The organism is Acinetobacter sp. GW821-FHT09D10 (assembly GCF_059416285.1).
Genome location: NZ_JBWKOW010000002.1, coordinates 124,318 through 139,466 on the forward strand (window position 1 = coordinate 124,318; position 15,149 = coordinate 139,466).

Genomic DNA, 15,149 nt, shown 5'->3' on the forward strand with positions numbered 1-15,149 from the left:
TATCTAAATAATTTATTTTTTAAACATAACATGATTTTCAATTTATACATGATGACTTTTTATAAAGAAAATGATGTGAAAAGTTTTATTCACTGTTCACATCATTCATAGATAAATTAAGTTTTATCGAGTTCATGGGCAAATTCAGCAATATCTGCCAACGCTTGTTTTGCTTCATCAAACCATGCATTAAACATCTGGAAGTTATGCCACATACCTGTATAAAGTTTGAATTGAACTTTAACACCTGCATCTTCGGCTTTTTCTCTAAAACGCTTGGCATCGTCTAATAATATTTCTTTAGAACCTACTTGAACCAAAGTCGGCGGTAGGCCATGCAAGTCATCGAAAATAGGCGAAACACGTGGGTCATCGGCTGCAATCTGATTGCCAATATAATGTTGGATCCCTGTTTGCAGGGCTTTAAGCGAAAGCAGGGCATCATGTTTCTGGTTAAATCTTAATGATTCGCTTGTCAGCGTTAAATCTAAAAAAGGCGACAATAAGATCAGGCCACTCGGCATGAGTTCAGGTTGTTCTTTTAAGCGTAAACAAAGTGCTAATGCTAAATTGGCTCCGCACGAATCACCCGATAAAATAATATCTTTTGGCTGAACACCTTGTACTACTAAAGATTGATAGATGTCATATAGAGCTTCGGTTGCCTCAGGGTAGGGATGCTCTGGTGCAAGCGGATAATCCACATGAATAACTTGCATTTGGGTGCGAGCAGCCAAATCTGTCATAAAAGCATGGTGTGTTTTGATACTGCCAAGAAAAAAAGCACCGCCGTGAATATGAAAAATCAGTTGAGTAGAATGATCTTGCGGTTTGATTTCTTCACCTTTAATGCCTGCCAGCCGAATTGGGCGAACAGAGACATTTTTTTGTCGTGGAAAAGCACGACACATTTGATCTAAAACAGGACGTAAGGCAGTAGGCGGTAAATTTAGCTGACTTGGCTTGCGAATTGTTGTTTTAAGAAAAGTTTCTGTAAAGTAATATTTCCAAACATTTGATATATTCATAGAGCATCCATTTTTATGCTAGTTTCTTGTTTTCTTGTAAATTTTATTTTGCAAGATTACAAGGTTACACGAAACAGTCACATTCAAAAATTGCAATATCTTTGCGACTTCTGAATACTAAAATCTTGAAAGACCCAAGGATATTACAAAAATGAAAAAGATTGCTTTAGCTTTAGGACTCATTGGTATGGCTGCATTTGCCAATGCGGCTGATACACTCAATGGAACGGTATGGAAAACAATTGATGATCAGACCAATAAGCCAAAAGCCGTAGTTAAATTTACGGAACAGAAGGATGGAACCTTAACTGCAACCATTCAAAACATTTTGACACCGGGCGAAGAAAACGCTTGTACAAAATGTGAAGGTCCGTACAAAAACAAACCACTTAAAGGTGTCACCATTGTACATAATTTAAAAAATGTAGGTGGCAACAGTTATGAAAACGGTACGATTTTAGATCCTAAATCTGGCAAAACTTACAAATTGAAAGGTGAGTTAACAGATGGCGGTAAGAAGCTTAAATTGCGTGGCTATATCGGTGTTTCTGCACTTGGTCGTAACCAAACATGGATTCGCGCTAACTAAAAGTTTTAATAAAAAAACGAGCCAAATGGCTCGTTTTTTTATGCTTGGATATTTTGATAGGTTGCTTCATCAAAACCGACGATAAAACCTTGGGAGGTTTGTAAAACTGGTCTTTTAATTAAACTTGGTTGAGCAATAAGTGCTTCAATAAGATGGTCTTCACTGCTTAACGCATGCGTTTGTTCTTCTTCTGATAGCTTGCGCCAAGTGGTTCCTTTTTTGTTTAGAACTGTGTCTTGCCCAATTTCTTTTAACCAGATCTTTAGAGTATCTGCATCAATGCCTTGTTTTTTATAATCGTGAAAATCATAGTTAAGCGATTTGGCTTGCAAAGCATCAAATGCTTTTTTCATTGAATTACAGTTTTTAATTCCATAAATTTTTAACATTTTATCGGACCATGTCAAAAAGAGAGAGCACACAGCCTAACCCAAAAAGCTTTTAAGCACTACTTTATACCGATACTTTTAAAACAAATGAAAAATTATGATTAATCGAAAGAGAAATGTCATGTTATTGTCATAAGACAAGGCGATAATGAGCTTAATAAGAAGAAGTTAAAACTAAAAGAACTTAGCGCAAAAAATAAGAGATTGAAAAGAGAAAACCCGCATTTAATCATCCTGATCATGCGGGTCTCATTTCAACGTCCAATGTCACATCCTTGCAAATAAACTTATCATAAGTTTATTTTATCTTCCTACGGCGTCCTATCCTTTTGCGTCATCCTGACTGCTTCCCTGTGCCGTGGGGCTATAATGCCGTTAAAGCTGTGTAAGAAAAATACTCAAAAACGACATATGCTGTAAGCGAAAACGACAATGTAAGTGAACGAGTGTTCACTTATTCTTGAATTTTATAGTCGATAATAACTGGTGCATGGTCACTAAACCATTGATCTTTAAAGACCCATGCATTGGTTGTGCGTGTTTTCCAGTCTGGTGAGCAGGCTTGATAGTCAATACGCCATCCTACATTTTTTGCACGAGCTTGACCGCGATTTGACCACCATGAATAAAGTTCTGCTTCTGCTCGAACTACACGGAAGGTATCGACATAGCCAAGTTCATCGTAAATATGGTCAAGCCATGCACGCTCATGCGGTAAACAGCCAGATGATTTTTGGTTACCTGACCAGTTCTTAATATCAATGCGTTTATGAACAATGTTGTAGTCACCACAAATGATCACTGACTTATTTTCATCACGCCATTGTTTCAAGATTCTCGCGTATTCACCTAAAAATAAATCTTTACGTGCTTGCGCTTCTTCACCACTTGAGCCTGAAGGTAAGTATAATGATGCAATATGTACCGGATGTGACAAACCTAAATCGAATTCAGCAGAAATAAAGCGACCTTGACTGTCAGCCAGTTCAAACCCTAAACCATCTTTAACAGAGACAAAGGGTAAACGGCTATATATGGCAGTTCCTGCATAACCTGCACGCTCTGCTGGAAATAGATGGGTATGCCATCCTTCGGGTCTAAATTTTTCAGTCCATTGTTCATGGGTAATGCGGCTTTCCTGCATGCATACGACATCGGCATCTGATTGTTCTAACCATTCAAGTAAGCCTTTCGTCACCGAAGAACGCAAGCCATTTACGTTAATGGAAACGACTCGAAGAATTTTTACATCACTTGGATACTGATCCTTTGGTATCATGCGAAAATTTAACCTCAATTGTGAATTTGGAGCACCTCATGACAACGCCTGTGTCATTTAACCCGCAAGCATTTATCGAACTCGCATTATCACGCGGTGTGCTTAAATTTGGTGAGTTTACTTTAAAATCTGGACGTGTGAGTCCTTATTTTTTTAATGCAGGCCTACTCAACGATGGTGAAGCTTTATCTCTTTTAGCGCAAGGCTATGCTGATAAATTAACACAATGCCAAAATGTTGATGTTATTTTTGGGCCAGCTTACAAAGGCATTCCGTTTGTAGCAGCGACTGCTGTTGCCTTGTCGCAAGTACATAACAAAAGTGTGCCATGGGGCTTTAACCGTAAAGAAGCGAAAGATCATGGTGAAGGCGGTGTTTTAGTTGGTGCTGCGGTTGAAGGTAAAAAAGTCTGGATTATTGATGACGTAATTACCGCAGGTACAGCAATCCGTGAAGTCGTAACGATTTTGAAAAATGCTGGTGCAACTATCGCTGGTGTTTTAGTAGCGCTAGATCGTCAAGAACGTGGTCAAGGTGAGCTTTCTGCAATTCAAGAAGTTCAAAAAGAATTAGAAATTCCTGTGCACGCGCTGATTACCATGAAAGATTTAATGGATTATTTAGATGCGAAAGGCGAAAAAGAAGCGCTAGCAAATATGCAAGCTTATCGCGAGAAATATGGTATCTAAAAATAAAAGGGCATACCTCTAAATAGGGGTATGCCAGTTTAATATTTTATTTAGAATTGATAATTCAAACGCAATAACACATTACGTGGCGTGCCTGGCATGCTGTCTGAGCGCCAATACTCTTTATTGGTTAGGTTATTCACCGCAATAGTGACATTCCAAGGATCTGCACTATAACCAATTGCAGCGTCGACACGATTAAAGCCTTCCATTTTTACTTCATTGTTAATATTCGGGTAATAAGAGCCGACATAAGTCACACCCATTTCGGTATACCACTGTTCAGTTGGTAAATAGCGAATAAATAAATTACCCGTATTTTTTGATGTGTTAGCTAAATAGTTGCCTTCTCGTTCAGGATTTTGTTTATCTTCTTTTACTTTTGCATCTGTATAGCCATAACCACCGCGAACAAAGACATTATCAAGTACACGCCCAATAAAGCTAAATTCGAGACCGCGTGATTGATGCTGACCAGCAGTTGCCCATACCTCTGGTTCACTGTCAGGATTCGGTTTATAGCGAATATTATTTTTACGAATATCAAAAACAGAAAATTGAGTATTTAAACGATTGTCTAACCATTCGCTTTTTACCCCAACTTCATATTGCTCATTATATTGAGGCTCTTTGTCCATTTTTTCGACATCGGTGCCGCCTGTAACTTGATTAACACCCATTTGCCCGCCAAACGGTGCAAAGCTCTTAGAGTAAGAGGTGTAAAAGCTATGTTCAGGAAGCGGTTGCCATACCAAGCCAACATTTGGGCTAACAGTACTGTCTTTTACATTACGATGTGCATTAGTGAGTTTATTGGTGGTTGAAAAGTCAAAGTAATCATAACGTAAGCCCAACATGAGTTTAAGTTGGTCATTTAGACCAATTAAATCCTGAATGAATACACCATAAGTTGTGCCTTCATTGTAGTTATGCTGACTAATTAAGAGTGGGCCATTGCCACGACTTGATTCTCGTTCACCTGTGAATGGATTGACGTAACCATAAATGGCTGAACCATTTTGAGTCTTATTGGCTAGGCGTGGTTCTCGTTGTTCATAGGTCCAGTCAGTACCTAGCATAATTTGGTGTTCAAGTTGGCCTGTTTTGAACTTACCTTTAATATCAAATGTATTCGTCGTTGTTTTATTGCTGGTTTGTTGCCAGTAGTAAATCTGGTTGATGTAGCCTTTTTTAGTGGTGCATGTTTCACCTTTCAAATTTTTTCCATCTAGCCCACAATAAGTTCCAAAATAAAAGTGGTCAAAGTTCTGTTCTGCTTGTCGGTAACTCGCTGCCCAGTGAAAGTTCCAATCAGGCGCATATTGATAATTCACATCGGTGCGGAGCACCTGCAAAATATCATCAACATAATCTCCGTCTTGGGCAAATCCTGTTTTGATCGAAGTTCCCTCAGGTAAGTTGTCTTGTGTTGGCCCGCGATCAGGTACACGACCTAATTTGTCATACGTATATTGTGTGGTCCAAGTAAGCGTTCCATCATCATTTTTATACGTAAAACTTGGTGAAAACATCTCAATTTTATTTTCAATACCAGAGCGGAAGCTACCTGACTCGCCATATTCTCCCGTAAGGCGTACTGCTAAATTGTCATTAATGACTTGGTTGATGTCAGCAGTGGTTCCATAGTTATCGTATGAGCCTGCATAAGCGCCAACTGAACTTTTAGAGTCGAAATTGGCGAATTTACTCACCATATTCACAACCCCACCACCAGCGCTACGGCCATATAAAACAGAAGCGGGGCCTTTTAAAATTTCAATACGCTCAATATTGGCAGTACTACGGCGTACTTGCCCACTTTCACGTATACCATCACGGTAAATATCGCCTGTGTCAGCACCAAAACCACGAATGGTAATGCCATCACCACGCATGTCGTAATTGGTAGATACCCCAGGTGTGCCTTGCAGCATAACGCTTAAATCATTTGATCCATAAATTTTATATTTCTGAACATCAATGGTATCAACGGTTTGAGGGATATCTTTTTTATCTAAGCCATTACGTGTGACATTGGCTTTGTCATAGTCGATATAGCTTTTGATTGGGTCGAGTTCACTCATGGCCTCAATTTTTATGGTTGGCATGGTCGCTGCAACTTTCGAGGATGAGTTACTAGAGTCTTCAGCGTATACACCTTGAATATTAAGGATCATTAAACTGAGTAAGCTGAGCGGGAACAAACGCTTAATTTGGGGAGATGATGTAGAAATTCTTAACATAAAATAAAATCAATTAACAAAAATAAAAGTATAAATGATAATTATAATCATTTATTTGTTTAGAATAAAAGAACTATTGTCTTAAAAATGACATATTTATTTTTTAATAACTATTCTTTAGGAGTGTAATAAGTAAATTAAACAAACTATGTGAATTAACTCATTAGTTTTTCTTGTTAATTGAGTTTTAGAGAGGGGCTTTTACCAATAAAAGCTCCCCCTTGGGGTTAAGCATTATTTTTCAGAACATCTAAAATATCCATTTCTGGATCATAACTCTCGTCAATTGTTTTGCAAATTGCTTGTCCAACAATCACATGCGTGCCATTAAAGGTCATGCTGGGTGCTTCATATAATTCCCAGCCGTGATTTAGTGCTTTAGTGACTCGTGCACAAAAAGCAGAGTCATCAGGGCCGGTTAAATAGCGATAAAGTTTCATCTTTAGCCTTTAAAAATAATATTTTATGGTCATAGTTTAACTGAATTTACTTGAGTTCTAGTTAATGGAATAACAGATAACGATTTACTGAAATTAAGAAAAACGAGTGAAAAATCTCAGCTATACTCATGCTAATTTAAATTTTATGAAGAGCTTGAGCATGCGTGTACTTGTCGTCATGGATCCGATTGAAACCGTAAATCTTAAAAAGGATTCAACCATGGCAATGTTGTGGGCGGCGAGCCGTCGTGGACATGAATTGGGTTATGCATTACAACAAGATTTATATATCGATCAAGGTAAGGCTTACGGTCTAATCTCGCCATTAAAAGTATTTGAAGATTACAATCATTATTACGAGTTGGGTGAAAAGAAAAAAGAATCTATCGCGGCTTACGATGTGGTATTGATGCGTAAAGATCCACCGTTTGATATGAATTTTGTCTATACAACTTACGTGCTTGAGCAAGCTGAACGCGAAGGTTCATGGATTATCAATAAACCTCAGTCATTGCGTGATTGCAATGAAAAGCTATTTGCAACGCAATTCCCAGAGCTGCAAGTACCTACACTTGTGACATCGCAACAAAGTTTAATTCGTGAATTTCTTAAAGAACATGGCGATGTCATTGTGAAACCACTTGATGGTATGGGCGGTACGGGAATTTTCCGTTTATATCAAGATGGTGTAAACATTGGTTCAACGTTGGAAATGCTTACAGAGTTAGGTACTCGTCCAATTATGGCTCAGCGTTATATTCCTGAAATCGTAGAAGGGGATAAGCGTATTTTGATGGTAAATGGCGAGCCTATTCCTTACTGTCTAGCTCGTATTCCACAAAATGGTGAAGTGCGCGGTAACTTAGCGGCAGGTGGCTTAGGTCAAGCGCGTCCGCTCACTGAAAACGATAAGCTGATCGCAGCTAAAATTGGCCCTTTCTTGCGCGAAAAAGGTTTGATTTTTGTTGGTTTAGATGTAATTGGCAATTATGTCACTGAAATTAATGTCACCAGCCCAACATGTATTCGTGAAATTGATGCTCAATTTGGCACATCAATTGCCGATGATCTATTTGATGTATTAGAAGCTGGTCGTACGGCTTAATTATTTATTTCAGGTGATTTTCAGCGGTATTTATGGGAAATCACCTGAAAATATATGAATTAATAAAATCACAATATGAAATACGCTAGTGCTTTGTAGGCATATTTTCAAAAAAGCACATCTTTCTGTTATAAACGAGTGAAATTAGCTTTTCGTTAATGAAGCTTTAGGATTAAAATAAACGGCTACAAAAATAGATGACAATTTCCATTGTTTTTTGAGTTGAAGAATTAGACCGTGACCGATTCACAGCAAAGCAAACCCAAACATGTCATGATGATGGCTGCCGGTACAGGTGGACATGTTTTTCCAGCCCTCGCCGTAGCCAAACAACTTCAACAACAAGGTTGTCAGGTTTCGTGGTTAGCCACGCCAACAGGTATGGAAAATCGTTTATTAAAAGATCAAAATATTCCAATTTATCAAATTGATATTCAAGGTGTTCGTGGGAACGGTGTGATCCGTAAACTTGCTGCGCCTTTTAAAATTTTAAAAGCGACTTTAAGCGCAATGCGCTATATGAAACAGCTTAAAGTTGATGCTGTTGCTGGATTTGGCGGTTATGTTGCGGGGCCTGGTGGTTTAGCAGCACGATTGTTAGGTATTCCAGTACTTATTCACGAGCAAAATGCGGTTGCTGGTTTTACCAATGCACAGCTAGCGCGTGTTGCTAAAGTCGTGTGTGAAGCATTTCCAAATACTTTTCCTGTTAGCGAAAAAGTTGTTACAACCGGAAATCCGGTACGTCGTGAAATCACCGATATTTTAAGCTCTAAGTGGCGTTATGATGCACGTGAGCAAGCGGGACAACCTTTAAATATTTTAATTGTTGGAGGTTCTTTAGGTGCAAAAGCGCTTAATGAACATTTACCGCCAGCGCTAAAAAAAATACAAGTTCCACTCAATATTTTTCATCAAAGTGGTCAACAACAAGTTGAAGCAACTCAAGCACTTTATGCACATGCGCCAGCCAACTTAAAGGTGCAGGTTTTGCCGTTTATTGAAGATATGGCAAAGGCTTATAGTGAAGCTGATTTAATTATTTGCCGAGCTGGAGCATTAACGGTGACGGAAGTTGCAACAGCAGGCGTTGCTGCGGTTTTTGTACCACTTCCGATAGCAGTTGATGACCATCAAACTGCGAATGCCAAATTTCTGGCTGATATTGGTGCTGCAAAAATTTGCCAGCAATCGACTATGACACCAGATGTTTTAAATGAATTGTTCACTTCGCTGATGAACCGCCAATTACTTACAGAAATGGCAGTGAAAGCGCGTCAACATGCCCAACCCAATGCGACTCAGCATGTGGTTGATCTTATCCAAAAAATGTAATCGGATTTACTATGTCTCCATCAACAGCTGCGAACCAAGCAAAAAAACTGATTAAAGTGCCTGAAATGCGCCGTATCAAACACATTCATTTTGTGGGGATCGGTGGTGCTGGGATGTGTGGCATTGCAGAGGTATTGGGTAACCAAGGTTATAAAATTTCCGGTTCAGACATTAAAGCATCTAAGACTACAGAACAATTAGAGCAAAATGGCATCAAGGTTTATATCGGCCATCAGGCGGAAAATATTAAAAATGCCAATGTGCTTGTAGTTTCTACAGCGATTGATCCAGAAAATCCGGAAATTAAAGCAGCGATTGAACAACGTACTCCAATCGTACGCCGCGCAGAGATGCTAGGTGAGCTTATGCGTTACCGTCATGGTATTGCTGTAGCTGGTACACATGGTAAAACCACAACGACTAGTCTTTTAACCACCATGTTGGCTGAAGAAAACCTTGATCCAACCTATGTCATTGGTGGTTTACTTAACAGTACAGGTGTAAATGCTGCACTTGGTGAAAGTCGTTTTATCGTGGCTGAAGCTGATGAGTCAGATGCGTCTTTCCTTTATTTACAACCTATGGCAGCGATTGTAACGAATATCGATGCTGACCATATGGATACCTATGAAGGTAGCTTTGATAAATTAAAAGATACGTTCGTACAATTCCTTCATAACTTACCATTTTATGGTTTGGCTGTAGTTTGTGGTGATGACGCCAACATTCGTGAAATTATGCCACGTGTAGGCCGTCCAGTTATTACTTATGGTTTTAATGAAGATAACGACATTCGCGCAATTGATGTTGAACAAGATGGTATGCGTTCACACTTCACCGTGTTACGTAAAAGTCGTGAGCCGCTACGTTTAACGATTAATCAACCAGGCATGCATAATATTTTGAATGCTTTGGCTGCTATTGGTGTTGCGACTGATGAAGGTGTTTCTGATGACGCAATTAGCCGTGCTTTAGCAGGCTTTAGCGGTGTTGGTCGTCGCTTCCAAGTACAAGGTGAGTTTGAACTTGCTGATGGCAACGTTAAGCTAGTTGATGACTATGGTCACCATCCGAAAGAAGTAGAAGCAACTATTAAAGCGGCGCGTCAGAGCCATCCAGATCGTCGTTTGGTTATGCTATTCCAGCCACATCGTTACTCTCGTACCCGCGATTGTTTTGATGACTTTATTGAAGTGCTCTCTCAAGTCGATCAATTATTATTATTGGAAGTTTATCCTGCCGGTGAGAAGCCTATTGTCGGTGCAGACAGCCGTACTTTGGCGCGTAGTATTCGTTTACGTGGACAGGTGGAACCGATTTTGGTCGATCCGGTTGAAGGTAATTTGCAAAACATCATGCAAAATGTGTTACAACCAAATGACTTGTTATTAACGCAGGGTGCGGGTAACGTTGGAGCAATTTCAGTAGAACTTGCACAACACCATTTGTATGTGAAATAAACAAAAATATTGAATTATCGGGTTAAGGATTTAAACGTGTCAAATGCTACAAAATTCGGCAAAGTTGCCGTGCTATTTGGTGGGAAATCGGCTGAGCGTGCTGTGTCTTTAGATAGTGGTCAGGCAGTTCTGGATGCTTTGTTACGTTCAGGTATTCAGGCTGAAGCATTTGATCCGCAAGACCGCAGTGTGACTGAACTTGTAAATTATGATCGTGCATTTATTGTATTGCATGGTCGTGGTGGTGAAGATGGCCAGATTCAAGGTGTACTTGAATGGTTAAATCTGCCTTATACCGGAACAGGTGTACAAGGTTCTGCCATTGGCATGGATAAAGTCAAAACTAAGCAAATCTGGCAAGGTAGCGATTTACCTACAGCGCCATATCGCATTATTACTAAAGAGACAGATTTAGATGCGGTGATTGCTGAGTTGGGCTTGCCTGTCATTATCAAACCTGTACATGAAGGCTCAAGCGTGGGCATGAGTAAGGTTGAAAAAGCAGAAGACTTTGCTGCTGCAATTGAAAAGGCGACTCAGCACGATGCTGTTGTGATGGCAGAAAAATGGATCACAGGTCGTGAATTCACAATCTCGTTCTTAAATGGACAGCCTTTGCCGGTTATTCGTTTACAACCACCAGCAGACGTTGCTTTTTATGACTATGAAGCAAAATATGAACGTAATGATGTTGAGTATGGTATTCCTTGTGGTCTAAGTGAGACAGAAGAGAAAAACCTACAAGCATTGTGCTTACGTGCTTTTCAAGCAGTCGGTGCAGAAGGCTGGGGTCGTATTGATGCGATGCAGGATGAGCAGGGTAATTTCTGGCTTTTAGAAGTAAACACTGTGCCAGGTATGACCAGCCACTCTTTAGTTCCAAAAGCTGCTCAAGCTGTTGGCTATAGTTTTGATGAATTGTGTGTTGCCATTCTTGAGCAAACATTGGAAGGTACGGCTTAAATATGGCACAACTTCCGGCTTCCATGCGCCGTAAACGTGCGGCCATCACCTCTATTCATGATAAACCGCCTACACGTAAGCAGAAGCTTGCGAATGCTGGTGGATGGGTGCTGTTGGTTATTGCTTTTGTAGTGCTGGCAGTCGGAATTTATGGGCTATATAAAGTTATTACAGATGCAAAAGTTGCAAAGCTAGAGGTTGTAGGGTCGACGTCTTCAGTTGAAACACAACAAGTGATGCAGCATGTTGCTCCAATTATAAAAGCGAATTATTTCACATCTGATTTAGAACAGATTCGTGATAAAACATTAGAAATTTCATGGGTAGACCGAGTTGTTGTATCTCGTGCCTGGCCCAATGGTATTCGTGTTCGTGTTATGCCTCGACATGCCATCGCCCGTTGGGGAACAGGTCGCTTGTTAAGCGATGGAGGCGATGTATTCAGTGAGGCAGAGCAGACAATTCATCCTGAGCTTCCGTTACTACATGGTCCGGTAAGCCAGTCGAAAATGATGATGCGACGCTATAATGAAATCAATCAATTATTCCATCCCGCCAATTTGCGCCTAAAAGAGTTATATCTGACGGAGCGAATGACTTGGTTTATGCAGTTTGATACAGGTTTACGAATTATTGTTGACCAAGATCAAACAATGAATAAGTTGCAACGTTTAAGTCATCTGGCACAATCTGACTTAAAACCGGTGTGGTCGAAAATCTCAGCCATTGATTTGCGATATCGTAATGGATTATCTATTCAATGGAAGAACGCAACACCACCTAAAATTGTGAATGGTCAGTTTGTTGTAACGATTGATGACACAAGCATTGCAGGTGGAACAAAAGCAAAGCCATAATACGTGGCTTTAAAATAGGCAATTTGCCTGGTATTAAACAACAAAGAAATGGTATGAGTGATGAATGAAGCTGTTCCCTCAGTTGTTGCGATTGACATTGGGACGCATAAAGTTTCAGTTTTGATTGGAAAAATTCATGCGCCGGATAACATTCAAGTTATCGGTATGGCAACTGCTCGCAATCGAGGCATGAATAAAGGAAAAATCGTCAGCCTCGATAAAGTCATCGCTGCGATTAAAAATGCTGTTGCTGAAGCGGAAAATATGGCCGAATGTCGCATTCATAGCGCATGGGTATCGATTCCGAGTACCGAGTTGCAAAGTTTTTATGCCTCTGGTCGCACACCAGTCGCTAATCCAGCACATGTTATTACAACAAATGAAGTCGTGCGCGCGTTAGAATTGGCAAAAGCAAGTCATGTGACTTCTGATTACTATTTAGCAAGTGCAGTGCCGTTAGGCTTTGAATTGGGTGATTCTGCTGAATGGGTGCAGAATCCAATTAACATGACTGCCCATAGTATGACAGGACATTATCAGCTCATGATGATGCCTATAGCGACTATGCAAAACCTTGATCGTGCCATGAAAGGTGCAAATATCGGGGTTGAAAAAATGGTGGTATCTTGCTTGGCAACCGCCGAGGCAAGTTTGCTTAAAGATGAAAAAGAATATGGTGTTTGTCTGGTCGATGTTGGCGCAGGCATTACCAATCTTGCGGTTTATCTAGATGGACGTTTAGCTCTGGCACGTACATTGCAGCGCGGTGGTGAACACGTTACACGTGATATTGCTGCCGTACTGCAAACTACGACAGAAGAAGCTGAACGCATTAAAATTCTGTATGGTTGTGTCGATTTAAGTGCTGTTAAGCCAGATCACATGATTCAGGTAGAAGGAATTGATGGCCCTCAAACCATTAGTCGAATTGAGTTGTCAGAAATTATTATTGCCCGTTATGAAGAGATCTTTAGCCAGATTCGCGATGAGCTCGAACACAGCGGCGCAATTCATGGTTTATACCATGGTGTAGTGCTGACAGGTGATGCTTGTCAAATCGAAGGTATGGTGAGTTTGGCTCGCCGTATGTTGGGGGTATCTGCACATTTGGGCAATCCACCGTTACAGGTTTATGCTGATGATCAGCATCAAGCCGCGTTACGTCGTTCGATGTATGCAACAGCAGCTGGTTTGCTCATGTTTAGCCAAAGTGAGTTGCAAGAAGCTGTTGAAGAGCCTGAAGAGGCAAATGACCGTTCGGTATGGGAACGAATGGTAAATGGCTGGAATGCGTTTAATAGCAAGCTAAAAGCCATTTTTTAGGATGTATGGATTTATTGGTAGAATTGTTAGGAAGTTGTAAGAGAAAACCACTGTACTTGACAAGGTTTGTATTGCACAGCATTCTTAAAATTAGTTATTTTTGAAAATCAAGGCAGTATACGGGCTGAAGTGACTGCCATAATGTATTAGGAACCCTAAAGGTCATGGCCTCATTTGAATTTATAGAAGATGAACTAAACGATGGCAACGGTCAAGCCCGTTTCACTGTATTTGGTGTAGGTGGTGGTGGCGGTAATGCCGTTCAACATATGGTGCAGTCTGATATTCAAGGTGTTAAATTCGTTTGTGCCAATACAGACAAACAAGCACTGGACTGTATGAATGCACCTTTCAAAATTCAGTTAGGCGAGCAAAGTACACGTGGTCTAGGTGCTGGTGCTAACCCTGAAGTAGGGCAAGTTGCAGCAGAAGAAAGCCGTGAAATCATTCGTCACCATCTTGAAGGTACGGATATGGTATTCGTTACTGCTGGTATGGGTGGTGGTACGGGTACAGGTGCGGCACCTGTCGTGGCTGAAGTTGCCAAAGAAATGGGTATTTTGACTGTTGGTGTTGTGACAACCCCATTTAACTTTGAAGGCCGTCGCCGTTTAAAGTCTGCTGAACGTGGTATTGAAGCGCTTGAAGCACATGTTGACTCATTGATTATTATCCCTAACCAGCGCTTACTCAGTGTATATGGCGATATTTCAATGAAAGATGCTTATAAAAAAGCTGATGATGTATTGTTAAACGCTGTGCGTAGTATCTTTGACCTTGTTGTAAACCGTGGTCATATTAACCTTGACTTCGCCGATTTGAAAACTGCAATGAGTACACGTGGTTATGCCATGATGGGTGCTGGTTTAGGCCGTGGTGAAGATCGTGCACGTCAAGCTGCTGAACAGGCTATCCGTAGTCCATTGCTTGATAACGTAAATATTATTAATGCTAAAGGTGTGTTGATTAACATTACTGGCGGTGATGATATTACTTTACGCGAAACTGAAATCATTACTGATGTCGTGAACCAGATTGTTGACCTTGATGAAGGTGAAATCTTCTACGGTACTGTATTTGATCCAGATGCGCGTGATGAATTACGCGTAACAGTGATTGCAACTGGTTTAACACGTAATGCAGCAGATGCGGAACCGAGAAAACGCAATACGGTAAGTCATGCATCGGCTCAATCAGCTCAATCTGTTGATGAAGATGATGTTCCTGCTATTAATAAGCGTCAAAATGCTGACAATGAAGTGAGTAGTACTGCAAGTTCTTCTCCGCGCTCTTCTCCGATGAGCATTCAAGATTACTTGAAAAATCAGCAACGTAAGTAAAATATTGTTAGATTTAAAAAAAGGTAGTGTTTAAACACTGCCTTTTTTATTTTTGATCAATGACTAAATATGCTAACGTATAGCGGTTTTAAAAAAGAAGTTACAAAGC

14 protein-coding genes are annotated in these 15,149 nt (G+C 40.3%); 9 read left to right on the plus strand and 5 right to left on the minus strand.

Features of this window, described 5'->3' with window-relative positions:
- Positions 1–116: 116 nt before the first annotated feature.
- Positions 117–1,028 carry an alpha/beta hydrolase gene (locus AC07M3_RS07250; protein ID WP_494567063.1) on the minus strand — a complete coding sequence of 304 codons (912 nt, stop codon included), beginning with the start codon at positions 1,026–1,028 and terminating at the stop codon, positions 117–119.
- A gap of 151 nt (positions 1,029–1,179) precedes the next feature.
- Here AC07M3_RS07250 and AC07M3_RS07255 point away from each other — a divergent pair, with 151 nt between their 5' ends.
- Positions 1,180–1,617 (plus strand): DUF2147 domain-containing protein, encoded by a 438-nt coding sequence (locus AC07M3_RS07255; protein ID WP_003654111.1) that lies wholly within the window; start codon positions 1,180–1,182, stop codon positions 1,615–1,617.
- Between the two features lie 38 nt (positions 1,618–1,655).
- Here the strand turns inward: AC07M3_RS07255 and AC07M3_RS07260 are convergent, their stop codons facing one another.
- Complete coding sequence (locus AC07M3_RS07260) at positions 1,656–2,006, minus strand: arsenate reductase (RefSeq protein WP_494567062.1); 351 nt, start codon at positions 2,004–2,006, stop codon at positions 1,656–1,658.
- Positions 2,007–2,460: 454 nt separating this feature from the next.
- Complete coding sequence (locus tag AC07M3_RS07265) at positions 2,461–3,285, minus strand: exodeoxyribonuclease III (RefSeq protein WP_494567061.1); 825 nt, start codon at positions 3,283–3,285, stop codon at positions 2,461–2,463.
- A gap of 38 nt (positions 3,286–3,323) precedes the next feature.
- On the opposite strand from AC07M3_RS07265, the gene pyrE reads away from it, so the two are divergent.
- Positions 3,324–3,974 carry an orotate phosphoribosyltransferase gene (gene pyrE, locus AC07M3_RS07270; RefSeq protein WP_004639998.1) on the plus strand — a complete coding sequence of 217 codons (651 nt, stop codon included), beginning with the start codon at positions 3,324–3,326 and terminating at the stop codon, positions 3,972–3,974.
- A 50-nt stretch (positions 3,975–4,024) separates the two neighbouring features.
- Here pyrE and AC07M3_RS07275 read toward each other — a convergent pair whose 3' ends face one another.
- Together AC07M3_RS07275 and AC07M3_RS07280 are read right to left on the minus strand one after the other, a co-directional pair.
- Entirely contained in the window at positions 4,025–6,217 is a 2,193-nt protein-coding gene (locus AC07M3_RS07275; protein ID WP_494567060.1) for a TonB-dependent receptor, read from the minus strand.
- A gap of 227 nt (positions 6,218–6,444) precedes the next feature.
- Positions 6,445–6,657 carry a DUF1737 domain-containing protein gene (locus AC07M3_RS07280; protein ID WP_092708478.1) on the minus strand — a complete coding sequence of 71 codons (213 nt, stop codon included), beginning with the start codon at positions 6,655–6,657 and terminating at the stop codon, positions 6,445–6,447.
- Positions 6,658–6,817: 160 nt separating this feature from the next.
- On the opposite strand from AC07M3_RS07280, the gene gshB reads away from it, so the two are divergent.
- The 7 genes from gshB (at position 6,818) to ftsZ (ending at position 15,040) form a co-directional block, all read left to right on the plus strand.
- Positions 6,818–7,762, plus strand: a complete 945-nt coding sequence (gshB, locus tag AC07M3_RS07285; protein ID WP_003654100.1) for a glutathione synthase — start codon at positions 6,818–6,820, stop codon at positions 7,760–7,762.
- 237 nt (positions 7,763–7,999) lie between these two features.
- Positions 8,000–9,097 carry an undecaprenyldiphospho-muramoylpentapeptide beta-N-acetylglucosaminyltransferase gene (gene murG / locus AC07M3_RS07290; protein ID WP_494567059.1) on the plus strand — a complete coding sequence of 366 codons (1,098 nt, stop codon included), beginning with the start codon at positions 8,000–8,002 and terminating at the stop codon, positions 9,095–9,097.
- A gap of 11 nt (positions 9,098–9,108) precedes the next feature.
- The gene (murC, locus tag AC07M3_RS07295) at positions 9,109–10,557 is read left to right on the plus strand and encodes a UDP-N-acetylmuramate--L-alanine ligase (protein WP_133747327.1); all 1,449 of its coding nucleotides are present in this window, start codon (positions 9,109–9,111) and stop codon (positions 10,555–10,557) included.
- Positions 10,558–10,593: 36 nt separating this feature from the next.
- The gene (locus tag AC07M3_RS07300) at positions 10,594–11,520 is read left to right on the plus strand and encodes a D-alanine--D-alanine ligase (protein ID WP_419296701.1); all 927 of its coding nucleotides are present in this window, start codon (positions 10,594–10,596) and stop codon (positions 11,518–11,520) included.
- A 2-nt stretch (positions 11,521–11,522) separates the two neighbouring features.
- A complete protein-coding gene (locus AC07M3_RS07305) occupies positions 11,523–12,377 on the plus strand; it encodes a cell division protein FtsQ/DivIB (RefSeq protein WP_092708465.1) in 855 nt (284 codons plus the stop codon).
- A 60-nt stretch (positions 12,378–12,437) separates the two neighbouring features.
- On the plus strand, positions 12,438–13,700 hold the full coding sequence (gene ftsA / locus AC07M3_RS07310; protein WP_045433761.1) for a cell division protein FtsA: 1,263 nt from the start codon (positions 12,438–12,440) through the stop codon (positions 13,698–13,700).
- 164 nt (positions 13,701–13,864) lie between these two features.
- On the plus strand, positions 13,865–15,040 hold the full coding sequence (ftsZ, locus tag AC07M3_RS07315) for a cell division protein FtsZ (RefSeq protein WP_017388958.1): 1,176 nt from the start codon (positions 13,865–13,867) through the stop codon (positions 15,038–15,040).
- The last annotated feature ends 109 nt before the right edge of the window (positions 15,041–15,149 follow it).

What these genes read in the sequence shown, in the direction of transcription:
- AC07M3_RS07250 (WP_494567063.1), bottom strand. Translation starts at nt 1,028, where the DNA reads ATGAATATATCAAATGTTTGGAAATATTACTTTACAGAAACTTTTCTT.
- AC07M3_RS07255 (WP_003654111.1), top strand. Translation starts at nt 1,180, where the DNA reads ATGAAAAAGATTGCTTTAGCTTTAGGACTCATTGGTATGGCTGCATTT.
- AC07M3_RS07260 (WP_494567062.1), bottom strand. Translation starts at nt 2,006, where the DNA reads ATGTTAAAAATTTATGGAATTAAAAACTGTAATTCAATGAAAAAAGCA.
- AC07M3_RS07265 (WP_494567061.1), bottom strand. Translation starts at nt 3,285, where the DNA reads ATGATACCAAAGGATCAGTATCCAAGTGATGTAAAAATTCTTCGAGTC.
- pyrE (WP_004639998.1), top strand. Translation starts at nt 3,324, where the DNA reads ATGACAACGCCTGTGTCATTTAACCCGCAAGCATTTATCGAACTCGCA.
- AC07M3_RS07275 (WP_494567060.1), bottom strand. Translation starts at nt 6,217, where the DNA reads ATGTTAAGAATTTCTACATCATCTCCCCAAATTAAGCGTTTGTTCCCG.
- AC07M3_RS07280 (WP_092708478.1), bottom strand. Translation starts at nt 6,657, where the DNA reads ATGAAACTTTATCGCTATTTAACCGGCCCTGATGACTCTGCTTTTTGT.
- gshB (WP_003654100.1), top strand. Translation starts at nt 6,818, where the DNA reads ATGCGTGTACTTGTCGTCATGGATCCGATTGAAACCGTAAATCTTAAA.
- murC (WP_133747327.1), top strand. Translation starts at nt 9,109, where the DNA reads ATGTCTCCATCAACAGCTGCGAACCAAGCAAAAAAACTGATTAAAGTG.
- AC07M3_RS07305 (WP_092708465.1), top strand. Translation starts at nt 11,523, where the DNA reads ATGGCACAACTTCCGGCTTCCATGCGCCGTAAACGTGCGGCCATCACC.
- ftsA (WP_045433761.1), top strand. Translation starts at nt 12,438, where the DNA reads ATGAATGAAGCTGTTCCCTCAGTTGTTGCGATTGACATTGGGACGCAT.
- ftsZ (WP_017388958.1), top strand. Translation starts at nt 13,865, where the DNA reads ATGGCCTCATTTGAATTTATAGAAGATGAACTAAACGATGGCAACGGT.